The 24,381-nt window shown below is 71.7% G+C and carries 16 protein-coding genes; 6 read left to right on the forward strand and 10 right to left on the reverse strand.

Going from position 1 to position 24,381, the window contains the following annotated elements:
• The coding region (locus IE274_RS35840) for a non-ribosomal peptide synthetase (protein ID WP_190120132.1) at positions 1-9,265 on the reverse strand (9,265 nt) is incomplete at its 3' end.
• Between the two features lie 929 nt (positions 9,266-10,194).
• On the opposite strand from IE274_RS35840, the gene IE274_RS35845 reads away from it, so the two are divergent.
• Positions 10,195-11,280, forward strand: a complete 1,086-nt coding sequence (locus IE274_RS35845) for a methyltransferase (RefSeq protein WP_190120133.1) — start codon at positions 10,195-10,197, stop codon at positions 11,278-11,280.
• 32 nt (positions 11,281-11,312) lie between these two features.
• On the opposite strand, the gene IE274_RS35850 is transcribed toward IE274_RS35845, so the two are convergent.
• Positions 11,313-12,941, reverse strand: coding sequence for a class I adenylate-forming enzyme family protein (locus tag IE274_RS35850; RefSeq protein WP_229910030.1), 1,629 nt, complete (start codon positions 12,939-12,941; stop codon positions 11,313-11,315).
• Between the two features lie 623 nt (positions 12,942-13,564).
• Here IE274_RS35850 and IE274_RS35855 point away from each other — a divergent pair.
• The gene (locus IE274_RS35855) at positions 13,565-14,605 is read left to right on the forward strand and encodes an alpha/beta fold hydrolase (RefSeq protein WP_190120135.1); all 1,041 of its coding nucleotides are present in this window, start codon (positions 13,565-13,567) and stop codon (positions 14,603-14,605) included.
• A 57-nt stretch (positions 14,606-14,662) separates the two neighbouring features.
• Positions 14,663-15,112, forward strand: coding sequence for an SRPBCC family protein (locus tag IE274_RS35860; protein WP_190120136.1), 450 nt, complete (start codon positions 14,663-14,665; stop codon positions 15,110-15,112).
• Between the two features lie 33 nt (positions 15,113-15,145).
• Here IE274_RS35860 and IE274_RS35865 read toward each other — a convergent pair whose 3' ends face one another.
• The 3 genes from IE274_RS35865 to IE274_RS35875 are packed head-to-tail and all read right to left on the reverse strand — an operon-like array spanning position 15,146 to position 17,580.
• A complete protein-coding gene (locus IE274_RS35865) occupies positions 15,146-15,811 on the reverse strand; it encodes a nitroreductase (RefSeq protein WP_190120137.1) in 666 nt (221 codons plus the stop codon).
• A gap of 39 nt (positions 15,812-15,850) precedes the next feature.
• On the reverse strand, positions 15,851-16,783 hold the full coding sequence (locus tag IE274_RS35870; protein WP_190120138.1) for a dihydrodipicolinate synthase family protein: 933 nt from the start codon (positions 16,781-16,783) through the stop codon (positions 15,851-15,853).
• On the reverse strand, positions 16,783-17,580 hold the full coding sequence (locus tag IE274_RS35875; RefSeq protein ID WP_190120139.1) for an aldolase: 798 nt from the start codon (positions 17,578-17,580) through the stop codon (positions 16,783-16,785). Before IE274_RS35875 ends, IE274_RS35870 begins: the two co-directional genes overlap by 1 nt.
• A 214-nt stretch (positions 17,581-17,794) precedes the next feature.
• On the opposite strand from IE274_RS35875, the gene IE274_RS35880 reads away from it, so the two are divergent.
• Positions 17,795-18,370, forward strand: coding sequence for a helix-turn-helix domain-containing protein (locus IE274_RS35880; protein WP_190120140.1), 576 nt, complete (start codon positions 17,795-17,797; stop codon positions 18,368-18,370).
• 116 nt (positions 18,371-18,486) lie between these two features.
• Here IE274_RS35880 and IE274_RS35885 read toward each other — a convergent pair whose 3' ends face one another.
• Positions 18,487-19,233 carry an SDR family NAD(P)-dependent oxidoreductase gene (locus IE274_RS35885; RefSeq protein WP_229910032.1) on the reverse strand — a complete coding sequence of 249 codons (747 nt, stop codon included), beginning with the start codon at positions 19,231-19,233 and terminating at the stop codon, positions 18,487-18,489.
• 11 nt (positions 19,234-19,244) lie between these two features.
• Positions 19,245-19,667, reverse strand: coding sequence for a VOC family protein (locus IE274_RS35890; RefSeq protein ID WP_190120142.1), 423 nt, complete (start codon positions 19,665-19,667; stop codon positions 19,245-19,247).
• Positions 19,668-19,906: 239 nt separating this feature from the next.
• Between IE274_RS35890 and IE274_RS35895 the strand changes: the two genes are divergently transcribed.
• Positions 19,907-20,590: a GntR family transcriptional regulator gene (locus tag IE274_RS35895; RefSeq protein ID WP_190120143.1), complete on the forward strand. Its 684-nt coding sequence runs from the start codon at positions 19,907-19,909 to the stop codon at positions 20,588-20,590.
• A gap of 148 nt (positions 20,591-20,738) precedes the next feature.
• On the forward strand, positions 20,739-21,497 hold the full coding sequence (locus IE274_RS35900) for a YqjF family protein (protein WP_190120144.1): 759 nt from the start codon (positions 20,739-20,741) through the stop codon (positions 21,495-21,497).
• Between the two features lie 133 nt (positions 21,498-21,630).
• Here the strand turns inward: IE274_RS35900 and IE274_RS35905 are convergent, their stop codons facing one another.
• The 3 genes from IE274_RS35905 to IE274_RS35915 all read right to left on the reverse strand — a co-directional run bounded on the left by IE274_RS35905 (position 21,631) and on the right by IE274_RS35915 (position 24,139).
• Positions 21,631-22,365, reverse strand: coding sequence for a S1 family peptidase (locus IE274_RS35905; protein WP_190120145.1), 735 nt, complete (start codon positions 22,363-22,365; stop codon positions 21,631-21,633).
• Between the two features lie 168 nt (positions 22,366-22,533).
• Complete coding sequence (locus IE274_RS35910; protein WP_190120146.1) at positions 22,534-23,775, reverse strand: FAD-dependent monooxygenase; 1,242 nt, start codon at positions 23,773-23,775, stop codon at positions 22,534-22,536.
• A gap of 82 nt (positions 23,776-23,857) precedes the next feature.
• Entirely contained in the window at positions 23,858-24,139 is a 282-nt protein-coding gene (locus IE274_RS35915) for a hypothetical protein (protein ID WP_190120216.1), read from the reverse strand.
• Between the last annotated feature and the right edge of the window lie 242 nt (positions 24,140-24,381).

Raw genomic sequence — 24,381 nt, forward strand, 5'->3', positions numbered from 1 at the left:
CCCGCGCCAGCCGATTCGACCGCTCATCCAGATCCGCGTACGACAACTCCTCCTCGCCGCACACCAGAGCGGTCGCGGCCGGCGCGGCCACCACGTGGCGCCCGAACAGGTCCGGAACGGTCACGTCGGGAGTCGCGGCGGCCGTGTCGTTGAATCCGTACAGCACGAGCTCCCGCTCGTCCGGTTCGACGAGCTCCACGTCGCCGACGCGCTGCCGGGAGTCGGCGACGAACCGCCGGACCAGCCGCGTGAACCGGTCGGCGAGCCGCTGGACGGTGGCGCGGTCGAACAGGTCCGTCGCGTACTCCAGGTGGCCGACCACTCCCTCGCCGGGCTCCTCGACCAGGTTGAAGAACAGGTCGAACTTCGCCGACCGGCTGTGCAGCCACTCCAGCTCCACCTCCACGCCGGGCAGCGCGAAGTCCTGGCGGCTGTTGTTCTGCCAGGCGAACATCACCTGGAACAGCGGCGCGTAGGCCGTGGAACGCTCCGGGTTGAGTACTTCCACGAGCCGTTCGAAGGGCACGTCCTGGTGGTCGTAGGCCGCCAGGGACTTGGCCCGGACCTGGTCGAGCACGTCCGTGAACGTCGGATTGCCGTCCAGGCGGGTGCGCAGGACCCAGGTGTTGACGAAGAAGCCGACCAGGTCGGTGAGGTTCTCGTCGGTGCGGTTGGCGATCGGCGAGCCGATCGTGATGTCGTCACCGCCGCCGAGACCGTGCAGGAGGACGGCCAGGGCCGACTCCAGGACCATCGAGGAGGTCGCTCCATGTGCGCGGGCGAGCTCGTCGACCGTGGCCATCAGCTGCGCGTCGAGGGTGAACTCCAGGGAGTCGCCCCGATAGCTGGCCTCGGCCGGACGCGGACGGTCGGTGGGCAGGTGGAGCGGCTGCGGAATCTCCGCCAGCTCCTCGCGCCAGTACGCGACCTGAGCGGACTGGAAGCTGTCCGGGTCGTTCTCGTCGCCGAGCAGGTCACGCTGCCACAGCGTGTAGTCGACGTACTGGGCGGGCAGTTCGGTCCAGCGCGGAGCCTGGCCCGCGAGCCGAGCGGTGTAGGCGGTGGTGAGGTCGCGGGCCATCGGGGCCATCGAGGCGCCGTCGCACGCGATGTGATGCACCAGCCACACCAGCACGTGCTCGTGTGCGCTCAGGCGCAGCAGGACGACCCTGATCGGTATCTCGGCGGACAGGTCGAAGCGGTGTGCGGCGACCCCGGCGATGGCCGAGGCGACGCCCTCGGACTCCACGTCCACGACCGGCATGTCCAACTGGGCCTGGTCGAGGGGCAGTACCGCCTGGAAGGGCACGCCGTCCTCGTCCTCGGCGAACACGGTCCGCAGGCTCTCGTGCCGCGCCACCACGTCCCGCATGGCATCGGCGAGCGCCACCGCGTCCAGTTCACCGCGCAGATGCAGGGGGAACGGCGCGTTGTAGGTGGCCGAGGGCCCTTCGAACAGGTCGATGAACCACAGGCGGCGCTGCGCGAAGGACAGCGGCACGCGTTCGGGGCGCGGGGTGACGCGGGTCAGCGGCGGGCGTACCCGGTCGCCTCGTCCCAGGTGTTCCGCCAGCTCCACGACGGTCGGAGCGCTGAAGACGACACGGATGGGCAGCTCGACGCCCAGTACCGCCCGCACCCGGCTGACCAGGCGCGTCGCGAGCAGGGAGTGGCCGCCCAGGTCGAAGAAGTTGTCGTCGATGCCGACCCGGTCCAGGCCGAGGACCTCGGCGAAGAGGCCACACAGCAGCTCTTCCTGCGGCGTGCGCGGAGCCCGGCCCGTCGCCACCGCCGCGAAGTCCGGCGCGGGCAGCGCCTTGCGGTCCAGCTTGCCGCTCGCGTTCAACGGCACCTCGGCGATGGCCACCACGGAGGCGGGCACCAGGTGTGCGGGCAGCCGCTCGGCGAGGTACTCGCGCAAGGAGCCGACCAGCGCCCCGATGCGGCCTGCGGCGGCGGGGTCGCTGGTCAGCGTCCGGTCGGCCCGGCCGGATGCGGTGTACCCGCCTGGCACCAGGTGACCGGCCACCGGCCGGCCGTCGGGGAAGACGACCGCGTCGAAGCACTCGGCGGCCGTGGACGACCAGGTCAGCAGCAGGCCGTAGCCCTGCTCGGCGGCCCAGTCGGTCAGCTCCTGCGGGTCCATGGCGACGCCCGCCGCGGGAGCGTCCGTCACGGCCATCGCGGCGGCTGCCTCGGCCTCGCCGGTGAGCCGGGCGTTGGGGATGCCCGCCACCCGCACCGGCGTGTCCCCGTGGGCGCGGCAGCGTTCGCGCAGGGCGGTGAGGTCGCCGACCTGGCGGCCCCAGCGCAGGGTGGGTGTCCCGTCGGCCACGACCGGCTCGACCGGCGCCTTGTGGAGGGTGACCTCGTAGCGGTGGCGGGTCAGTTCGTTGTGCGCGCGGCCCGGCTTCAGCCGGATGTCGGCCCCGGCGGCGCCGTGCCGCTCGGCCCAGTGCGTGAACCAGTCCGGGTCCAGGACCAGTTCGGGCTCCATCAGCATCGAGCGGGCCACCGCCGCGCGCGCCACCGACGGCGCCGCGTCCGGGTGCTGGGCCCGCTGCACGCCGACGCGGAACAGCCCGAGGGTGGCCGCGTTGCGCACGTCACCGACCACGATGCGCCCGCCCGGCGCAAGGAGGTCGAAGGCCTGCGCGAGGACCCGGTCCAGGTAGTCGGCGTCGGGGAAGTACTGCACCACCGAGTTCAGGACCACGGTGTCGAAGTGCCCGCGCGGCAGCCCCGACACGTCGTCCGCGAGCTGGTGGCGCAGCGTGACCTTGTCCGCGTGTCCGGCCTGCGCGACCTCCTGCCCGAGCCGCTCGATGACCTGCGAGGACAGATCCGTCGCCCAGTACTCCGCCACGTCGGACAGGAGGTGTGCCATCAGCAGGCCGGAGCCGACGCCGAGCTCCAGGACCCGGCGCGGGCCCCAGCAGGCGATCTGCTCGACCGCGGCGTCGCGCCACTCCCGCATCTCGGGCAGCGGCAGCGGGCGCCCCGTGTAGCTGGAGTCCCAGCCGGTGAAGTCCTCGCCCCACACCGTGTTCGCGGCCGAGTAGACCTGGTCGTAGATCTCCTCCCACTGGCCGACCTGCCGCGAGGCGTCCGCGGCGTGATCGGCGCCGTCCGGGTGCGGCACCACGTAGCCGACCAGACGCCGCTCGCCCGTCTGGTCCTCGCCGAACGTCACCACCGCGTGCGCGACCCCGGGGTGGTCCGCGAGCACCGCCTCGACCTCACCGGGCTCGACCCGGAAGCCGCGGATCTTGACCTGGGTGTCCACCCGGCCCTGGAAGACGAGACTGCCCTGCGGAGTCCAGGTGGCCACGTCCCCGGTGCGGTACATGCGCTCGCCCGGCGCGCCGAACGGGCAGGCGACGAAGCGTTCGGCGGTCAGACCGAAGCGGCCGAGGTAGCCGCGGGCGAGGCGGTCTCCGGCGATGTACAGCTCCCCGGGCACGCCCGGCAGGACCGGGCGGAGCGCGGCGTCCAGGACGTACAGGCGGGTGCCGTCCATCGGCGGGCCGACCTCCCCCGTCACGCCGATCTCCGCGGGCACGGTGACGGGGTGGATGTTGGTGGCCATGGTCGCCTCGGTCGGCCCGTACCCGTTGATCACGCGGGTGTCCGGGCAGGCGGCGAGGATGCGCTCGTAGGCGGTACGGGGCACGACGTCGCCGCCCGACCACGCCTCGCGCAGTCCGGCGAAGGCTTCCGGCATCTCCTCGGCGACCACCCGGAACATGCCCGCGGACGAGATCATCGCGGTCAGCCGGTACTCGGTGACCATCCGCGCCAGGGTCGCGGCGTCCAGCCGTCCGGGCGGGGCGATGACGAGCGTGCCGCCCTTGAGGAGCGGGAACCACAGCTCGTACGTGTTGGCGTCGAAGGCCTGCGGGCAGTGCGTCAGGACCCGCTCGTGCGCGCCTTCGCGGTGGCCGCTGTCGGAGATCAGCCGTACGACGCCACGCTGGGTGACGCCGACACCCTTGGGCCGGCCGGTGGAGCCGGAGGTGTACATCACGTAGGCGAGCTGGTCGAGGTGGGTCGGGACGGCGGTTTCCACGGGTCCGGCCGGGACGTCGGCCAGGGCGGCTCGGGTGTCGGCCTCGTCGAGGACCAGATAGGGGCAGGCGTTCTCCGGCAGGTCCGCCGCGATCCGGGCCTGGGTCACGACCAGGGCCGGAGCGGAGTCGCTGATCATGAACGCGAGGCGCTCGGCGGGGTATTCGGGGTCCAGGGGCAGATAGCAGCCGCCCGCCTTGAGGATGGCGAGCACGGTGACGATCTGCTCCGTCGACCGGGGCAGGGCCAGGCCCACGACCGAGTCCCGCGCCACGCCGTGCGCGAGGAGCACGCGGGCGAGCCGGTTCGCGCGTGCGTCCAACTCCCGGTACGTCAGCTCCTGTTCACCGCAGATCACTGCGATCCGGTCGGGGCCCGCCACGACCTGCTCGGCGAAGGCCTCCGCCATGGTGTGCGCCACGACGGGCGCGGCGGTGTCGTTGAAGTCCGCCAGGAGCTGGCGGCGTTCGGCGGGCGCGAGGATGTCGACGTGGCCGACCTGGGCCCGCGGGTCCTCGGCGATCCGGGTCAGGATGCGGGCGAAGCGGGTGGCGTAGTCGTCGGCGGTGGCCTGCTCGAAGGCGTGCCGCTGGAACTGGATGTGCAGGCGGGGGTGCGGGCCGTCGGGGTAGACGAAGACGACCAGCGGATAGTGGCTGGGCGTGAACGCGCGAATGCCGGTGACGGAGATCCCGGCCGCCGCGCTCGCCTCGGCGATGGCCGCGCGGTCCATCGGGAACGACTCGAAGCCGATGACGGTGTCGAACAGGGCCTTGTGGCCGGTCAGGTGGTGCAGCTCGCTGAGCGCGTGATGGTGGTGCTCCTGCAGCGCGCCCTGCCGGTCCTGCAGGCCGGTGAGGAGGTCGGCGAGCGTGTCCGAGGGCGCGCACCGCACCCGTACCGGAAGGGTGTTGAGGAACATGCCGACGATCGAGTCCACACCGGGCAGCTCGGGCGGCCGCCCGGCGACGCCCGAGCCGAGCACCACGTCCTGACGGCCCGTCACCTGCGCGAGGAGCAGCGCCCAGGCGCCCTGGACGAGGGTGTTGAGGGTCAGGCCCAGCTCGGCGGCGGTGCGCGTGAGGTCACGGGCCTGCTCGGTGGACAGGGGTACGTCGACCTGGCCGATGCCGAGACTGCCGCCGGAGCCCGTGACGGGGGCGAGCAGCGTCGGCTCCTCCAGGCCGCCGAGCTCCTGGCGCCAGGCGCGTGCCGACGCGTCGGTGTCCCGCTCGGCGAGCCAGGCCAGGAAGTCACCGAAGCCGCGGGCGCCCGGCTGTCCGCCCGCGTGCCCGTCGTCGGCGTAGCAGCGCAGCAGGTCGCCCACGAGGGGCGGTACCGACCAGCCGTCGAACAGGACGTGGTGCGAGGACAGGACCAGCTCGAAGCGCTCGTCGCCGAGGCGCACCAGGTGCAGGCGCAGCATGGGCGGGTCCGCCGGGTCGAAGTGCGCGGTCAGGTCGGCGGCGAGGAGGTCCTCGAAGGCTTCGTCCTGGGCCGCCTCGGTGAGGTGGCCGAGGTCGGTGTACGCGTACGGCAGCCGGGCGCCGTCGACGACGAGCTGGACGAGGTGGCCGTCGGCGTCCGGGACGAAGGCGGTGCGCAGCGCCGGGTGCCGGTCGAGGAGCGCCTGTCCGGCCGCCCGCATCCGCTCGGTGTCGACCGGTCCGTACAGGTGGAGCGTGTACTGCTCCTGGTAGGTGTCGAAGGAGTCGCTGTCGTCGGCCCCGGACGGGTCTTCCGCGGCGTGCAGCTGGCTGTGGAAGAGGATGCCGGACTGGACGGGAGAGGTGGGCCAGATGTCGGACAGGCCGGGGTAGCGCCCCTCCCAGCGGTCGATGTCGGTCTGGGTGACGGAGACCAGCGGGACGTCGGAGGGCGTCAGGCCGCCCGTGCCGCCGTGGGCGACGTGGCGGGCGAGGGCCCCCAGGGCCTGGCACCACAGGTCGGCGAGTTCGCGTACGGACTCGGGGGCGATCACACCCTCAGGGGCGGCGAACACGGCGCTCAGGCAGGGGCCCTGGGCGGTGTCGGTGACAGCGGCGTTGATGTCGAGTTCGGCCAGGGCGGGCATGCGGGGGTCGTGGGCGGCGTCGAGGACCGCCAGGTCGGCCACGTCGTGGGCCTGGGTGAAGCCCAGGCCCCGCAGCTCGGCGGGCATGTCGCCGGCGGCGGAGAAGCGGCCGAGGTAGTTGAAGGAGACCTGGCCGCCGGGGTGGGGGGCCAGGGACAGCGCGGTGTCGGGGTTGAGATGGCGCAGGAGGCCGTAGCCGATGCCCTTGTCCGGGATCGCGCGGAGCTGCTCCTTGACCGCCTTCACCGCACGCCCGGCCGCCGCGCCCCCCGTGAAGGCGTCGCCCAGGTCGGTGTCCGCCAGGTCGAGGCGTACGGGGTAGACGCTGGTGAACCAGCCCACCGTACGGGCCAGATCGGCGCCCGGCGCCGCGGCCTCCTCGCGACCGTGGCCCTCCAGCCGGATCAGGGCCGACGAGTCCCGCACGCCGCGCGTCTGCCGCCACTTGGCCAGCGCCAGGGCGAGGGCGGCGAGGAGCCCGTCGTTGACCTCGCCGTGGAAGGCGGCGGGCAGCCCGGTCAGGACGGCCTCGGTCACCTCCACGGGCAGTTCGACGCGTGTCTCCCGCACGGTGGCGCGGACGTCCACCGCCGGGTCCACCAGGCGGGTGCCGAGCAGCGGGTCGGGGGCGTCCACGATGGACCGCCACAGGCCGAGTTCGGCCACCCGGCCGGGGCTCATCGCCTCCTCGGCGAGGGCGTGCGCCCAGCGCCGCACCGACGTGCCGACAGCGGGCAGCCGCGGGGTGCCGCCCTCGCGGACCTGGCTCCAGGCGGCCGCGAGGTCCGGCAGCAGGACGCGCCAGGACACGCCGTCGACGACCAGGTGGTGCAGGACGACGAGAAGCCGCCCGGCCGTCCGCGGCCCGGCGTCGAACCACACGCACTGCACGACCACGCCCGCGTGCGGGTCCAACCGGCCTGCGGCCGCGTCCAGTTCGCCGAGGACGAGGGTCCGCCACGCGTCGGCCCGCTCCGCCCAGTCGCCGTCACACGCGACGCGGCGCACCAGCGACGCGGCGTCCACCGTGCCGGGTCCGGCGACCACCAGACCGCCGTCGCCCTCGTCCGTCAGGCGGCACCGCAGCAGGTCGTGCCGGTCGATCACCGCGGCGAGCGTCCTGCTCAGGCCCTGCTCGTCGATGCCCGGGGGCAGATCGAGGACCATCGTCTGCAGGAACCGCTCGAAGCCCGGGCCCCGGTCCTTGAGCCAGCTCGCCACCGGAAGCAGCGGCATCCAGCCCGTGCCGCCGCCGTCCAGCTCCTCTAGGACCGGTGCCGCGTCCCCCTCGGCGGTGGCCGCCTCCGCGAGGCGGGCCACCGTCCGGCACGCGAAGACCTGCCGGGAGGTGATCTCCACGCCCTGGGCGCGCGCCCGCGAGACCAGCTGGAGGGACTGGATGCTGTCGCCGCCCAGTGAGAAGAAGTCGTCGTCGACACCGACCCGGTCGACCGCGAGGACCTCGGAGAACAGGAGCGCCAGCGCCTCCTCGGCCCCCGACTGCGGCGCCCGGTACGCGCTCCCCTGGAACACCGGCTCGGGGAGCGCCGCCTTGTCCACCTTCCCGTTCGTCGTCAGCGGCAGCCGGTCGAGTACGAGGACCCGCGCCGGAACCATGAACTCCGGCAGCCGCGCGGCGGCGAACGCCCGCAGCTCACCCGGCCCGAACCCGGCGTCGAGAGCCAGATGCCCGGTGCCGCGTCCGGCCTGCTCCTGCGCGTCCGCCTCGGCGGGCACCACGTACCCGATGAGCTGCGTTCCCCGGCTGCCCTGCTCCTCCCCCGCGTCGCGCCCGTCGTGCGTGGTGACGACGGCGTGCGCCACCCGGGGGTGGGCCGCGAGGGCCGCCTCGATCTCCCCGGTCTCGATCCGCAGACCACGGACCTTCACCTGGTCGTCGCTGCGGCCCAGGTACTCCAACTGGCCGTCGTCGCCCCACCGCACCACGTCCCCGGTGCGGTACATCAGCTCGCCCGCGGCGCCGAACGGGGCGGCGAGGAACCGCTCCGCGGTCAGCGCGGACCGGTTCAGATAGCCGCGGGCCAGGCTCGGGCCCGTCACGTACAGCTCCCCCGCCGTGCCCGGCCCCACCGGTTCGAGGCGGTCGTCGAGCACATGGACGCGGGAACCGGCGACGGCAGTGCCGATCGGGGCCCGGTCGGAGGTCAGGGGCTCGCTGAGGGTGGCGCAGACGGTGGTCTCGGTGGGGCCGTAGGCGTTGATGAAGAGACGGCCGGGGGCCCACTGGGCCGCCAGGTGGGGCGGGCATGCCTCACCGGCGACGATGAGGACCTTGAGGTCGGTGAGGTTCCGGGGGGCGTCGGCGGGGAGGGTGGCGACGACCGCCGGCGGGAGCGTGGCGTGCGTGACGCGGCTCCCGGCGAGCATGCGGGCGAGGTCGTCGCCGACGAGGCGGGTCTGCTCCGGTACGACGAGCGTGGCGCCGTTGGTCAGGGCCATGAGCGCGTCCCAGACCGCCGCGTCGAAGCTCGGTGAGGCGAGCTGCAGGATCCGTGAATCGGGCGTGACGGCGAAGCGTTCGCGGTGCGTCGCGCGCAGGGCGGCCAGGCCGGTGTGGGTGACGGCGACGCCCTTGGGGCGGCCCGTGGAGCCCGAGGTGTAGATGACGTACGCGGTGTTGGCGGCCGTGGGGCGGGGGCGGTCCGCGTCGGTCAGCGGGGAGGCGTCCGCGTCGGTGAGGGCCGTGTCGAGGTCCCCGTCGAGGCACAGGACGGGCGCGGTGAGCCGGGGAAGCCGCCCGGCGGTCGCGGTGTCCGTCAGCACGAGCCCCGTCCCGGAGTCCGCCACCATGAAGGCGAGCCGCTCCTCGGGATACTCCGGGTCCAGCGGCAGGTACGCCCCGCCCGCCTTGAGCACCGCGAGCGCCGAGGCCCAGAAGCGCGACGAGCGCCGTAGCGCGACACCGACGATCGACTCGCGCCCCACACCGCGCGCGACGAGCAGCCGCGCCAGCCGGTTCGCCCGGGCGTCCAGTTCCCGATACGTGAGTCGTTCCGCGCCGAATGCCACGGCGACCGCGTCCGGTGACGCGGCCGCTTGCCGGTCGAACAGCTCGCAGAACGTCGTCATCGGCATTTTCTCGACCACTGCGGAATCTGACATTCCGGAAGCTCCGTCTCTCTGGATTGCCGGCCGGCCCCGAGAGCGGGCGACCTTCGTACTCCCTACTCGATATCCCAACTCCCCCACAGGACCAAGGATTTTGTCCGGGCAACGGGACACAGCCATTTACCGCAGCCGTGAATCAACCGGCAAGGAATCAGCCAGAGTTAACCGGAATCAGAAACCGGGCCCGACAGACGGCGCACGGGGCGCGAAGTCGGAAGCGTTGGAGCGCAGCGAGCAATTATTAAGCGCGATTCATCTTGATTACCCTCACCGGGGCGGCGGCGGACCCCCGGCGCCAGCATTGAGAACGCGCCAAGATCATCCGCGACGAGCGCACCGAAGGCCGACAATGGCCCGTCACCTGGGCATGCCCGGTCCACCGAAGCGAAGGAGGAGGAGCGGAGAGAGGGCTACCGGTTCTGCCGCCCGCTCGGCCTCATGGCAGTCACCGGACAGCCGGGAACCACCGCGTGCACCCGCCAGCTACCGCCGCCGCACGCGAAATTCCAGCGGTCCGCGCTCTCGACGGCGGCACGATTCACCGAGGCCGCCTCAGCCGCAAACCTGACAGCCTGTATGGGCACGCATACAGACAGCCTCAAGTCCGAACAGATTGAGGATGCCGCCCGTCCGAACTTTCTCAGCAGGTGGTGAAGGATCCGAAAGCGATCGGGTTCAGCGCATCCCGATCGGCGACTTGGATTGGTGTGCCCATGCCCATTGACACGTGCTGATGCCCGACGCGCGGGAGAACGGGAACCGCCCGTGCGACGCGGGGGACCGGAGAAGCCGGGACCGAACTGACGCGGTGACCGCTCACTACGCGCCATGGGTAACCCGCCCGTGGGATACCGGGGTTGAGGGCGCGGGCCGTGGGGCACGGGTGTGCTCGACCGGGATCGGGAGTGGAAGGAGCCGCGGCGATGGGCGACACGGGCCCTGCTGGGGAACCGGCGGTCGACGGCGCGCACGGCGGAGACGGGGGCGGTGCCGCGCTCATCGAGGCGTCGCTCGGCTTCGTGTTCCCGGCCGCACTCAGGGCGGCCGCGCTCGCGCGCGTGGCGGACCACCTGTCCGAAGGGCCCCGCGCACCCGCCGAGTTGGCCGCCGCCACCGAGACGGATCCGGCGGCCCTGACCCGGGTGCTGCGGCTGCTCGCCACGCGGGGTCTGTTCGGCGAGGACGAACAGGGGCGGTTCCGGCTGGAAGCCACGGGCCGAGCGCTGCGGTCCGATGCCCCGGGTTCCGTACGGGACGCGATCCTCATGATCACTGACCGTACGTTCTGGCTCCCGGCGGGCCGGATGGACCACTGCCTGACCACCGGCGGATCCGTCTTCGAGGACATCTTCACCCAGCCGTTCTTCGACCACTTCGCCCAGGACGCCGAGACCGCCGCGGTGTTCCACGTCGGCATGGCCGCCATGTCCGGCGTGGAGAACGGGCCGATCGCGCGCGCCTACGACTTCCCGAAGACCGGCACCGTCGTGGACGTCGGCGGCGGCCAGGGCGGGTTCCTCGCCGCGGTCCTGCGCGCGGGACCGGGTCTCAGCGGTGTGCTGTACGACCGGGCCCACGTCCTGGCCGGGCAGCAACTGGGCGCCGACGCGGCGCTCGCCGGGCGGTGGTCCACGGCGGCGGGCGACTTCTTCGCCGACGTGCCCCAGGGCGACATCCTCGTCCTCAAGCGCATCCTGCACGACTGGCAGGACGACCAGTGCGTCCGCCTGCTGCGGGCCTGCCGCCGCGCGCTCGCTCCGGGCGGCCGGATCCTCGTGGTGGACGCGGTCATCGCCCCGGACAACCGCCCGCATCAAGCCAAGGACCTGGACCTCCTGATGATGGCCTCGCTGGTCGGCCGCGAGCGGACGCACGAGGACTTCCGTGCCCTGCTGACCGACGCGGGCCTGCGCCTGACCCGCGTCGTTCGCACGCCCACCGTCCTGAGCATCGTCGAGGCCGAGGCCATGGACGACGGGTCGGGCGAACCGCGAGCCTCCGGACGCTGACCAGCTCCGGCACCCCGACCCGACATCGCCGCCTACGGCGTGCCCATGGCTCCGCTCGTCCACGCGGCACGCAGCGCCTTCTTGTCCACCTTGCCGACCTTGGTCGTCGGCAGCTCGTCGAGGAGGACCGTCTTCCGGGGCCGGTACAGCTCCCCCAACTCGGCCGTCACCGCCGCGCCGACGGCCTCCGGGACGACGTCGGCGCCCTCGGCCGTGGCCAGGAAGATCTGTACGGCCTCCCCGTACTCCTCGTCCGGCACGCCCAGCGCCGCCGCGTTGCGCACGCCGGGCAGCGTGAGCAGGAAGTCCTCCAGGACCCTGGAGTAGACGTTGTCGCTGGTGCTGCCGGTGACGATGATGTCCTTGGCCCGGTCGACGAGGTAGAGGTAGCCCTCGGCGTCGAGGTAGCCCAGGTCGCCGGTGCGCAGCCAGCCGTCGTCGTGCAGGGCTTCCGCGGTGCGCTCCGGGTCCTCGTAGTAGCCGAGCATCACCGGCTTGCCCCGGACGCACACCTCGCCGACCTGCCGGACGGGCAGCGCCGCCGTGCCGTCCTCGGCGCGGATCTCGATCTCGGTGCCGGATATGGCGCGCCCGCAGCTGCGCCAGAGCTCGGGGCGCCGGGCCCCCTCCGAGGCGAGCTCCTCCGCGCCGAACGCGGCGATGCCGAGCGCCTCCGACTGTCCGTAGCCCTGGCTGATCACGGGACCGAAGACCTCGGCCGTCTGCCGCAGCCTGCTGGGCGACGAGGCCGCGCCGCCGACGACGATCCGCCGCAGCGCGGGGAGGGCGCCCGGTACGCACTCCGGGTGGTCGAGCAGCGCGTACAGCATGGGCGGTACGAACATAGTGGTGGTGATCCGCTCCGCGCGCAGCGCCGCCAGCGCCGCGCCCGCTTCGAACTCGGGCAGCACCACGAGGACGGACCCCGTCACCAGCGCCTGGAGCGAGGTGAGGTGGCCGCTGCCGTGGGTGAGGAGCGTGGCGACGAGCACCCGGTCCGTGGCCGGGTCCATGGCCGGGAAGAACGCGGAGCCGGAGTCCTGCTGAGCCTCGTCGAACAGGCCCACCAGCGTGTCGTAGAGCCGGTGGCTGTGCGCGGCGAGCTTGGGGCGGCCCAGGGTGCCGCCGGTGTACAGGACCGTGACGGCCTCGTCCGCCGCCGGGGCGGGCACCCCCTCGGGGCGCTCCGCCGGGCAGTCGGCCGCCAGGGCCAGCAGGTCCGCGGACGGCTCCTCGCAGGGGCCGAGGCTGAGCAGCACGGGCGCGTGGACGCTGCTGCCGGCCGCGTCGGCGGCCCGCCGCGCGAAGAGCGGGTCGGTGACCACGGCACGCGCCCGGGACTGCTCGACCAGCGCGGCGAGTTCACCCGGCCCCGGCTCGGGCGGCAGGAACACGACGCGGCAGCCGATGAGATGGACCGCGAGCTGCACCAGGACGGAGTCCACGCGGTTGGCCAGGAACAGGCCCACTCCGTCGCCGGGAGCGAGCCCCTGCCCGCGCAGCGCGTGCCCCAGCCTGAACAGCCGCCGCCGGGCCTCTCCCCTGGTCAGCCGTTGCGCACCCTGGACGAGCGCCTCGGCGCTCTCGTCCTCGTACCAGTGCTCCAGGATGCGGTCCACGTATGTCCGCGGCGCGCTTGCGCCCTGCGCGTTAACGATCATCAGCACATGCAAACACGTTGCCCGGAGGCCGCTGTCCCACAGGGGCCACCTTCGGCCATCATCTGACGGCGCCTCCTGCCCGCACCTTGCCGGGGATCGGGCATGCGCAGATCAGCAGACCACCCGAGAGAGCACCCCGAACGTCCCCGCAGCATGGCGAGGAATCGTTCCTTCCGATGTGACCCGCACAACAGTGACGCGGCCTCAGAGCGTGGGCTCAGGACGTGGGCTCACGACCGGCTCAGCACGCGCGCCGAGTGCTCCGATCACCTTCGGGGAGCGGCGGAACGCCGGTCGCGTGGGCTTCGCGGATGCGAGGCGCGGCCGCCTTTTCGGCCACCGCCTCGAGTACGTCGTCACCCGTCTCGCCGTGCACCAGGCCGTCTTGCGGAAACCGCAAGATTCCGTGCCGGGTCGTGAGGTGCCTGCCAAGACTGGGCGCACCCCGGCACAAGGAGCCGGAACGAAGTCACCGACCGGCAAGCAACGTTGCGTGCCGCATCGGCGGACAGCGTGGCCGATGCCGTCACCCACCTACCGAGGCGCGGGCCGCACGAACATCCTCCGCGCACTCGTCGACGGCACGACCGGCCATCGATCCACCTTCTCCAGAACGGCAACAGATGATCACAGCACCAGGGCCGCCGCCGCGCCGCTTCCTCAGATCCGCGCACACGGTGGCAACCGTCCTGCTCACCGCCCTCCTCACGATCGCCACCGCGGCCTGCTCCACACCGGCATCGGAGGACAGCGGTGGCGACGTTCCCGCCTACGCCGCCGCCACCCACGACGATCCCCGGTTCGCGAAGACCTTCCGGCACAGGTTCGCCGACGTCGACGGCGTCCGCATGCACTACGTGACCGGGGGCAGCGGCCCGCCCGTCGTGCTGCTGCACGGTTGGCCGCAGACCTGGTACGGCTGGTGGCCGGTCATGCCGGAACTCGCCGAGCACCACACGGTCTACGCCGTCGACCTTCCCGGCCTCGGCGACAGCACCGGCACACCGACCGGCTACGACAAGGCCACGCTGGCGCGGTACGTGCACAAGCTGGTCGCCGATCGGCTCAAGGTGGGCGACGCCCGTGTCATCGGGCACGACCTCGGCGCGGCGGTGGCCTTCCAGTACGCCAGCCAGTTCCCCGACGACACCGACCGCCTCGGCTACCTCGACCTGCCGCTGCCCGGTCCCGCGATCAACGCCCGTACGTACCGCTCACTGAGCTGGCACATCGCCTTTCACTCCCAGCGACGGGTCCCCGAGGCGGTCGTGGGCAACGATGTCCGCGCGTACCTGGCCCTGTTCTATCCCCAAGTCTCTTTCGGTGGAACGGCGTTCGGCGGCACCTCCCAACGGTCCCCGTTCACCCGCGCCGAGATCGACGAGTACGCGCGAACGTACAGTCGACCCAAGGTCCTGTCGGGCGGCTTCGAGCTCTACCGCGCCCTCGACGAAGACGTCCGCGACACCGTGGCAGCGGCACCGACACGGGTCCCGACTCTCCTCATGACCGCCCAAGGGCAACTCAAGGCGATCCGGAACACGGTGGCCCCGCGCCTGGCCAACATCAAGCGGGCGGTGGACGTGCCGAAGGCCGGGCACTGGCTCGTCGAGGAGAACCCCCGATTCGTCACCGCCGAACTACTGCGTTTCCTCGACGGCTGACCACACCGCCGAGGCGACCCGGTACACCGCCCGCATCCACTCAAGGAGCCTTCGACCATGCACGAGTACGACGTCACCGTGACCACCGGCGCCTCCCCGGAAACCGTCTGGAAGCTACTGGTCGACGCCACGACCTGGCCGCTGTGGTCCAAGGTGGACAGCCTGGACACGGCACGGTCGGTCGACCTCGATCCCGGCGGCGACGACGGCGTCGGTGCCGTCCGGGCGTTCCGGACGGGACGCACCGTGACCGGAGAGCGGATCACGGAGAAGGTCGAGCAACGCCTCCTCGCGTACGAAGACGCGTTCAACACGCCGATCCACCACCTTCACGCCCGCATCGAGCTGGAGCCGACAGCGAGCGCGGGCACCGTCATCCACTGGCACGGCACGTACGAAACGAGCTGGCTCATGGGCCTGATCATGCCGCGCTACCTCCAGAAGTTCATGCGGGGCATGGCGGACGGCCTTGCCCGCTACGCCGAGGAGCGCGAGTCGGCGCGGTGAGGGTCGGGGCCGACGCCGGACCGGCATGCCCGGTCACCCTCCGATGAAGCGCACTGTTTCTGTCATGTCAGCCCGCGCGGTGCGCAGTTGTGGCGCACCCTCCTTCTCGAATCCCACCGAGACACCGCAGAACAGCACGAGCCCGTCGTCGGCTCCGACGATCTGGCTGACCGTCCTGCGATACATCGTCCACATCACCTGAGGGCAGCTGTGCAGCCCCTCCGCCCTCAGCAGCAGCATGACCGTCTGCAAGTGCATGCCCGCGTCCCCCCACTGCCCGGGCCCCATCGTCCGGTCGAGGTAGCAGAACAGCACGACCGGCGCCCCGAACGCCTCCGAGTTCAGGGCAGCGATCTTCATGGGCCTGTCGGGGTCGTCGCGGTCGATCCCGAGCGCCGCGTACCGCTGGGCAGCCGCGGCGGCGAACCGGTCCGTGTACGGCGAGGTCAGCTCGGCCGGGTACATCGGATACTCCCGCTCGTCCCCCGGGTCTCCGGCCAGTGCCCTGGCAGTCGCGCGCCTCTTCAGCTCGGCCAAGGGCTCGCCGGTCACGACGTACACCTGCCACGGCTGGAGGTTCCCGCTCGACGGAGCCCGCGTCGCCGCGGCCAGCACGCGTTCGAGTGTCTCTTTGGACACCGGCTCATCGCTGAACGCCCGCACGGCCCGGCGACTGTTCACAGCTTCATACACGTCCACGTCCGCGAGACACCCCGTCTACTGGACCTCAAGGGGAACTCAATCGGCCGAGGTCTGTGCCGCACCGTGATCCAGCAGTGGATGCGTGGCGAGCCCGTCGAGCAGGTCCCGCAGCCGGTCCGCCTCCACGTCGGGCAACGGCAGCAGCGGCGCACGCGGCGGGCCGACTGGTTTGCCCTGGAGCTCAAGGCCTGCCTTGATCGCCCGGGGCAGGCCCTGGGCGACGATGAACTGGAGGAACGGGAGCTGGGCCGCGAGGAGGTCCTTGGCCTGCCCCTGCGCGCCGCGCCGCACGGCGGCGTAGAGCTCCAGGCACCACTGGGGCAGCAGGCAGGGTGCCGCGGTGCACCAGCCGGCCGCTCCTGCCTGGAAGGCGTCGAGGGCCACGGGGTTGCTGCCGTTGTAGACCGACAGGGCGTTCCCGGACAGCTCCCGGATGGCGCGGAAACGCTCGACCCTGCCCGAACTCTCCTTGACCATGGTGAGGTTGGGGATCTTCTCGGCGAGGGCGACGATCGTCTCGGGAGGGAGGTCGACTCCGCTGGTGCCGGGGTTGTTGTACAGCATCACCGGCAGGTCGGTTGCCGCCGCGACCGTCGCGAAGTGCCGTTCGAGCTCCGCTTCGGTCAGTTTCCAGTACGTCACGGGCAGCACCATGACGGCGGTGGCTCCGGCGCGTGCCGCCGCGCGGGCGCGCCGCACGGTGGTGGCGGTGCTCCAATGCGAGACGCCGACCAGGGTCGGCACCCGGCCCGCCACGGTCTGCAGCGTGGTGTCGCAGACGGCGTCCCACTCGGCCTCGTCGAGATAGGCGCTCTCGCCCGTGCTGCCGAGGGGGGCGACGGCGTGGCTGCCCGCGTCGACCAGATCGTCGGTCAGGCGGCGCAGCGCGGGCAGGTCCAGTTCGCCGGTGGCCGCGGAGAACGGCGTGACGGGGTAGGAGATGATGCCCTTGAGCAGCGGCTGGTCCATCAGATCTGCACCTCGTTCGTGACGCAGTCGGGGTGGTTGCGGAGGGCGCGCCGTGCGTAGTAGGCGAAGTTGGCCTGGTTGCGCCGCTCGGTGGACGTCCAGTCATGGGCTTCGCGGGCGAGGGCTTCGGGCAGCGGCTGGATGGTTCCCGCGGCCATCGCCAGGAGCTGCAACCGGGCGGCGCGCTCGATGAGGACAGCCAGGTTGCACGCCTCTTCGACCGTCGCCCCGGTCACCAGTTGCCCGTGGTGGGCGAGGAGGATGGCCCGCTTGTCCCCCAGCGCCGCGGAGATGATCTCGCCCTCCTCGTTGCCGACGGGCACGCCCGGCCAGTCCTTGAGGAAGGCGCAGTCGTCGTAGAGCGGCGTTGTGTCCATGTGGGAGATCTGGAGGGGGACTTCCAGCATGGCGAGCGCCGCGGTGTGCAGGGAGTGCGTGTGCACAATGCAGTTGACGTCCTGGCGCGCGCGGTAGATCCAGGAGTGGAACCGGTTCGCCGGGTTGGGGATGCCCTCTCCCGCAAGGAGGTTGAGGTCCTCGTCGACCAGCAGGAGGTTCGTTTCGGCGATCTCGTCGAAGCCGAGGCCGAGCCGCTGGGTGTAGTAGGTGCCGGGCTCCTGGCCGCGGGCGGTGATCTGTCCGGCGAGCCCCGAGTCGTGGCCGCCGTCGAACAGGATGCGGCACGTCAGGGCCAGCTTCTGCCTGGTCGTCAGCTTCGAGTCGCCGAAGTGTGCGCGCATCTGCTGCTCAGCACGGCCGACCAGTACGTCTCTCGTCTCGCGCAGCGCATCTGCCATTTCTGCTCCCTTTCCGGGTGCCGACGCTTCGGCACCTCGTCGACGGATACCGGGCACCCCGACAGGCCTGGGACACACAGACAACTATATGACACCCTGTGTCATACGAGAAGACCCCCGGCTCCAGCCCGGTCCGGGGACGGCGCCAGAGCGCGGCGCATACGATTCCGGCTGGTGAGGGCGACGGCTCCTCGGGTCGCGAAGGGAACGAACGGTGATCAATCGGGTACGACAGCTGCGTAAGGAACGGCTGATGACCCTGGAGGCGCTCGCCGAGCGGGCCGGAGTCACCAAGAGCTACCTGTCCAAAGTCGAACGCGGCCAGAGCGTCCCCTCCATCGCCGTCGGCGCGGCGCTCGCACGGGCACTGGACGTGCACCTCGACCGGCTCTTCACGGACTCCGAACAGCTCGGCGACGACATCACCGTCACCCTGGCCGGGGAACGCCAGCTGCTCACCCCCGGCCAGGAGAACGGCACCCGCTACGAGGGCATCGCGCTCCAGGCCAACGGAAAGAGCATGACGCCCTTCATGCTGCACCCGGACCACGATGCGGACCACGCCCCCTTCCGGGACCATCCGGGCGAGGAGTTCCTCTTCGTCCACGCAGGCCGCGCCGAACTCCTCTTCCCGCACCGGGCCATCGAACTGGCCCCGGGGGACTCGGTGTATTTCAAGGCCACCACGCCCCACAAGATTCGCTCGCTGAGCGAGGACCGGGCATCGGTTCTGCTGCTGGTCTGTGCCGATCAGGAGAGCTCCGAAGGCCTCTACTCACACCTGCCCTGACCCGGTCCCAGGACCTGGAATCCCGGGACTGATCGCCCTGGAGAGCGGGGCACCGGCGCCCGGTGCGGTCAGCGTGGTCGAGGTCATGCGGCAGCCCTCTCCCGGTTCGGCCGATGTCAGGTACGCAGGTGGGAGGCGCCGTTGAGGTCGAGGATCGTCCCCGAGGCCCATGTCGCCTCCGGCGCGGCGAGGTAGCGCACGGCGGCGGCGACCTCCTCGGGGGTGCCGACCCGGCCGAAGGGGCTCTCGCCGCGCAGTCCGTCCCCCTGGGAACCGGCCAGTTTGGAGCTCTGGCGTTCGGTGGCGACGAAGCCGGGCGCCACGGCGGTGACGCTGATCCCGTGCGGGGCCAGGGCGACGGCCATCGACTGTCCGAACGCATGGAGCGCGGCCTTGCTCGCTCCGTAGGCGGGGTACTCCGGTTCGCCTCGGAAGGCTCCGCGCGAGCCGATGTTCACCACGTGACCGGCGCTCCCGCGGTCGATCAGGTGCCGGGCCACGGCCCAGGTCAGATCCGCGGCGGCCAGCAGGTTGACGTCGATCATCTGACGCCACACCGTGCGCCAGGCATCGAGAGAGACCGTGGCGACAGGGTGGTGGGTGGCGGGCGACGGCGCCACGGCGGCGTTGTTCACCAGGACGTCCACCTGCCCCAGTCCCGCCACCGCCTCGTCCACCACCCGCTCGGCCGATCCCGCCTCACTCAGGTCGCTGCGAATCAGCGCATGGCCGCTGCCGGGAAGCAGGCGCAGCGTCTCCTCCGCGTCCTCGCGGCGGCTGGCGTACTGCACGGCCACACGATCGCCCGCCGCGGCGAACGCCGCTGCCACGGCGCGGCCGATGCCCCGCGAGGCACCGGTCACCAGGACGCCCCTCACCGCGCGAACACCGCCGACTCGTGGGTGAACGCCTTGAATTCCAGGGCGTTGCCCGCGTGGTCACGGAGAAACATCGTCCACTGCTCCGCCGGTTCTCCGGCGTAGCGCAGACAGGGCTCGATGTCGAAGGGGACCTCGGCAGCGCGCAGCCGGTCGGCGAGGTCACAGAATCGGTCATGGGTCAGCAGCAGGCCAAAGTGGGGCACGGGCACCACGTGCCGTTCCACCGAGCTGAGCCCGGCCGGGACCGACGGCTGCGCGACCAGGTGTGTCACGAGCTGATGGCCGTCGAAGTCCCAGTCGATCCAGTGGTCGGTCGAACGGCCCTCGGACAGGCCAAGGATCTGCCCGTAGAAGCCGCGGGCGGCGGCGAGGTCGTCGACGGGAATGGCGAGATGTACGGCAGGACGATCGGGCACGGCGGGGATTCCCTTCTCGCGGAGTAGTCACTGGTTGCGGACTCGGGCATGGCGGGGCCGCACGCCACGGACCAGACGGCCCGGCGCCTCTCCTCACAGCGCCGCAGTCCCTCAAGCGTGGAACGCCGACCATCGAATGTCAACATTCGACATTGAGGCGGGCGAGGTGGGCGCGGACAGGCCGGGGCAGCCCGGCGCGAGGCTTGCCGCAAGCGATCCGCAAATGTCAACATTGGGACATGAGTGCCTCCATGCTGCCCAAGGCCACGCGCCGGGGACTTGCCGACGAAGCAGCCGACCTGGTGCGCGACGCCATCTTCGCGGGCCGCATCGCTCCGGGTGCGCGGCTGCGGGAGGTCAACCTGGCCGAGGAGCTCGGCGTCAGCCGCGGTTCCGTCCGCGACGGCCTCGCCCAGTTGGAGAAGGAAGGCTTGGTCCGCAGCGGCTGGCACCGCAGCACCACGGTCATCGACGTCACCCCTCGCGACGTACAAGAGGTCTATGAACTACGCGCCGCACTCGATCGCCTCGCAGCGACCACCGCGCGGCGGGCGGCCACCGAAGCCGGACTCGACGCGCTGGACGGCCTGATCGCGGGCATGGAGGAAAGGGCCCGCGACGGCGCGAGCGACAGCGAGCTGGCGGCAGCGGACCTCGCCTTTCACGACCAGATCTACCACCTGGCCGACAACGACCGTCTCACGGCCGCATGGCACACCATCCGGTCCCAGATCCGCCTCTTCCACCTCTGCCGCATCGCCGACGCCGCCGCCGACTACCGCGCGCGCGTCGTCGAGGAGCACCGGAAGATCGTCGACCTCCTGCGCGGCGACGACGAGCCGGCCCTGGCCCGATACGCCCAGGAGCACGTCGACATCGCGCGCCGTGTGCTCCTGGCCACCATGGAGGAGGCGCCCTCGTAGCGGGACCCGGTCGACCACCGGGAGAAGGCCGTCCTGGTCAACGTCCGGGACGAGCCGGTCGCCCAGCTCCGCCCCGACGGCATGGAGCTCTCAGCCGGGCGACGCGAGTGAACGAAGTGTCTGTTGTTGCGTGTGCGACAGTATGCCGATGTCGCTGACCTCTGCCCCGCCGGAGCCGATATCAGCCGATCCGGCGCGCACCGTCGCGAGCACGCTGCTCACCCAGTCCTGGCTCGACCTGTCGTTCCTCCACTGGGCCGTCGATCCCGCGGACGTGGCACCGCTGTTGCCGGCCGGGACGGTGCCGGACACCCATGAAGGGCTTACCTACGTCGGCCTCGTGGCGTTCCGGATGCACCGGGTGGGCTGGTTCAGGGCTCCGGGAATCCCCTACTTCGGCTCCTTCCCGGAGATCAACGTGCGCCTCTACTCGGTGGACCGGCACGGTCGGCGTGGTGTGGTGTTCCGCTCGCTGGAGGCCGCCCGGCTGCTCCCGGCGGCCATCGGCCGCGCCGCCTTCCGGCTGCGCTACACCTGGGCGAGGATGACGATCGACCGTGACGGCGACACGATCACCTACTCCAGCAGCCGACGCTGGCCGGGGCCGCGCGGGTTGCGCTGCCGGCTCATGGTGCGGGTCGGCGAGCGGATCGAGGAACCGACCGCTCTGGAGCACTTCCTGACCGCCCGTTGGGGAATCCACAACGCGCTCGCCAGCCGGTCGGTGTACCTGCCCAACGCCCACCCGCGCTGGCCGCTGCACCGGGCCGAACTCCTGCGCTGCGAAGACGACTTGGTGTCCGCCGCTGGGCTACCGGCACCGGGCGGACCACCGATGAGCGTGCTGTACTCCCCCGGCGTGCCGGTCCGCATCGGCCGTCCCGCCCGGTCGGGCACAAGGCCGTGACGTCCTGGTGAAAGTGCGCACCGGTGACGGCGGCTGCGCGGCCGGGCTTGTTGGCCGTCTGCTCGCCCGCGGTGTGCAGGCGAGCAGCTCCGACTCGACGGCGCCGGCTGTCGTATCCGGTTTCGTCCCTGGGCTATCGCCGGGTGACGGAACGGATCCAGGCGCGCTGCTTGGAGATCTTTCCGGCTTGGGCGACCTGCTCCCGGTCAGAGCCGTTGAACACGCCGAGGAGGGTTTCGGTGCCGCGTGGGCCGATGCTCATCACCGGGCCCCCGGAGTCGCCACCCGCAGGAATCCCGGACACCTTCTTCATGCAGAAGTCCGGGCCGCCCGCCGTGACATAGCCCTTGCACCGGGGAGTTTCCGCCGACACGACCCGCAGGGTCGACTGCTTGAGCACGCGGGACTGGCAGGCGCTCTCGTCCCCGGCACAGGTGGCGCCCCACCCGTACTGCCGTACGGTCTGGCCGAGGCGAACCGGGGCCGTGGCCAGGCGCGCCGGGCGGACGTCCATGCGTCCCACCTTGATGAGCATCATGTCGGCGTGCGCGCTGCCCACGCGCTTGCCGGGCACCGGGCGGACCTTGGTGCCCTTGCGCACGTCGAGGTCGCCGACCCGGAACGAGATCCGCTTGTCGGCGACCGGCCGCGCCTGCTCGTAGAAGCAGTGCGAGGCGGTGAGGATCCATCGGGTGGTGATCGCCGTTCCGGTGCACGCGGGCTTGCCGTCGACGAACATGCGCACCGCCCACGGACCATAGGCGCTCTTCGACCCACCGATGACAGCAGCGGCCGGCGCACTCGACATCACCGAGCCCGACACCGACAGCAGGGCGGCCAACAGCAGCACCCGGACTCGACGCACCATGCGGAACAGCTCCTCTCATCGGGGGCCACGCGCCCTCCAGGTCATGAGATACCTGGCCGGGCAAGAAGGTTCCGTCGGAAGGCGACGGGTTATGAGGTCATGGACCTGCGGGGAGTACCTGGCGCCGTAGCGGCATCACAAACCCCCTCAAGTCACCCCATCCACCACCTATCCCCAGGGCGCGGCGACATCGGCGTTCTTGGCTCGCATGTCCTTGCTGTCGAGCAGCTTCCTGCACACCGCCTTCCCCAGGCCGGGCGCGCGCATCAGGCGACTGATCCCCGCGCGCACGATCAGCTCCTTGCGGTCGAGCGGGGTGAACATCCGCCGCCCGGAGACCAGCGCGCTCTCCTGCTGGGTGCGGATGAAGGGCCGCATGCGCGCCTCCCAGGCCCGCAGTGCGCCGGGCACATCACCGTCGTGGCGCTGGAGCATGGTGCCCAGGAGTTCCCCACCGGCCAGACCGCTGGAGACCCCCATGCCCGAGTACAGCGTCATGCACCAGGCGGCGTCGCCGACGAGAACGACCCGGCCGCGGTGCCAGTGGGGCATGCGCACCTGCTGCACCGAGTCGAACAGGGCGTCCGGAGCCCGCTCGTAGCGGTCCAGGAGGCATTCCAGGAGCGGGCCGGTCGGCTCGGGGCCGAACGCGGCGCGGACGGACTGGATCGGTGGACGGCGGAACTCCGCGTCCACGTCATGGGTGCGGTACGAGAACAGCAGGCTCGGCGCCCGGTCGGCGAAGGGGAAGGCCCAGGCCGAGCGGCCCGGTTCGGCCAGGACGAGACCCTCGGACAGGGCGAATCCGTCGACCGGCCCGTCCAGGAGGGTGGCGCCGATCATGTAGTTCATCGGGTGCAGATACCGCCGGGGGCCGAAGGCCAGGCCTCGCACCGTGGAGCGCATGCCGTCCGCGCCCACGACCAGGGCGAAGCGTTCGTCGACGGTGGTGTCGGCCGCCGTGTCGTGCAGGGCGACCCGTACGCCGGACCCGTCCTGGTCGATGCGGGTGGGCACGGTGGCGTAGCGGATCTCCACGTCGTCCGGCAGCGCCGTGAAGAGGCCGTGTTCCACGTCGCCGCGCAGCAGCGGGCGGGGGCCTCCCGCCAGGGCTCCCAGGTTCACTCTGGGACGGCGGTTGCCGCTGCGGTCGACGTCGTACAGAGTGATCCGCGGGCCGCCCCGGTCACCGATCCGCTCCAGCACGCCGAGCCGTCGCGCCGAGGCGACTCCGGAGCCGAACAGGGCGATGTAGTACCCGCCCGAGCGCCGGGCGGGAGCCCGCTCGACCAGCACCGGATCCCAGCCGATCTGCCGCAGCCGTACGGCGGTGGCGATGCCGGCGATCCCGAGCCCGACCACGAGTGCCCGGCCCCCTTCGCGTGGGTGCGGCAGGCGTGCTGGCGGCATGACGGTCCCTTTCCTGGTTCACGTTCCTGGTTCACGGGCTTGAGCGGACATCCGTGCCGCGTCACATCGGCGTGCTGGAGCGTCACTTGGGCCCGCGCAACCAGGGGACGGTGGCGGTACGGGAGCCGTACTCGGCTCCCAAGGTCGCGCCTTCCTCGACGACGACCGCCGGACGGCCCGCGAGGTACTGCCGTCGCGCGCTGTCGGAGCAGGCGGCCGCGAGCCGGTTCCCCACCAGCCGCACGCCCAGGTCGGGCCGCCCGTCGGCGATCTCAGCGGCCGTCTCCGCCCCCGGCACCTTCTTGGCCACCCGGTTCGCCGCCGGCGTCCCCGCGTACCCGGCCCCTGCCACGACCATCTTCATGAGCACCTCCTGCATCGAACGCGGCCGCTACGGCCTGCTGGCCGCGGCCTCATGCAGTACGACGACGCACCCCCACGATTCGTGAGGCGGCACCCCTGTCACAGCCGCCCCGGGTGCGCCACCCGGGGCCGCACGTCAGTTTCCGGTTGGCGGCGTACGCCGTGTGTGTCGAGGAGGGGCGGGTGCTGCTCGCCCGTCACGTACCGCCGGAGGGCGGGAGCACCTGGACTCTGCCGACGACC

Origin of the sequence: Streptomyces flavofungini, assembly GCF_014650815.1 — a bacterium.
Classification (GTDB): Bacteria; Actinomycetota; Actinomycetes; order Streptomycetales; family Streptomycetaceae; genus Streptomyces; species Streptomyces flavofungini.

What these genes read in the sequence shown, in the direction of transcription:
- IE274_RS35845 (WP_190120133.1), top strand. Translation starts at nt 10,195, where the DNA reads ATGGGCGACACGGGCCCTGCTGGGGAACCGGCGGTCGACGGCGCGCAC.
- IE274_RS35850 (WP_229910030.1), bottom strand. Translation starts at nt 12,941, where the DNA reads ATGATCGTTAACGCGCAGGGCGCAAGCGCGCCGCGGACATACGTGGAC.
- IE274_RS35855 (WP_190120135.1), top strand. Translation starts at nt 13,565, where the DNA reads ATGATCACAGCACCAGGGCCGCCGCCGCGCCGCTTCCTCAGATCCGCG.
- IE274_RS35860 (WP_190120136.1), top strand. Translation starts at nt 14,663, where the DNA reads ATGCACGAGTACGACGTCACCGTGACCACCGGCGCCTCCCCGGAAACC.
- IE274_RS35870 (WP_190120138.1), bottom strand. Translation starts at nt 16,783, where the DNA reads ATGGACCAGCCGCTGCTCAAGGGCATCATCTCCTACCCCGTCACGCCG.
- IE274_RS35875 (WP_190120139.1), bottom strand. Translation starts at nt 17,580, where the DNA reads ATGGCAGATGCGCTGCGCGAGACGAGAGACGTACTGGTCGGCCGTGCT.
- IE274_RS35895 (WP_190120143.1), top strand. Translation starts at nt 19,907, where the DNA reads ATGAGTGCCTCCATGCTGCCCAAGGCCACGCGCCGGGGACTTGCCGAC.
- IE274_RS35900 (WP_190120144.1), top strand. Translation starts at nt 20,739, where the DNA reads ATGTCGCTGACCTCTGCCCCGCCGGAGCCGATATCAGCCGATCCGGCG.
- IE274_RS35905 (WP_190120145.1), bottom strand. Translation starts at nt 22,365, where the DNA reads ATGGTGCGTCGAGTCCGGGTGCTGCTGTTGGCCGCCCTGCTGTCGGTG.
- IE274_RS35910 (WP_190120146.1), bottom strand. Translation starts at nt 23,775, where the DNA reads ATGCCGCCAGCACGCCTGCCGCACCCACGCGAAGGGGGCCGGGCACTC.
- IE274_RS35915 (WP_190120216.1), bottom strand. Translation starts at nt 24,139, where the DNA reads ATGAAGATGGTCGTGGCAGGGGCCGGGTACGCGGGGACGCCGGCGGCG.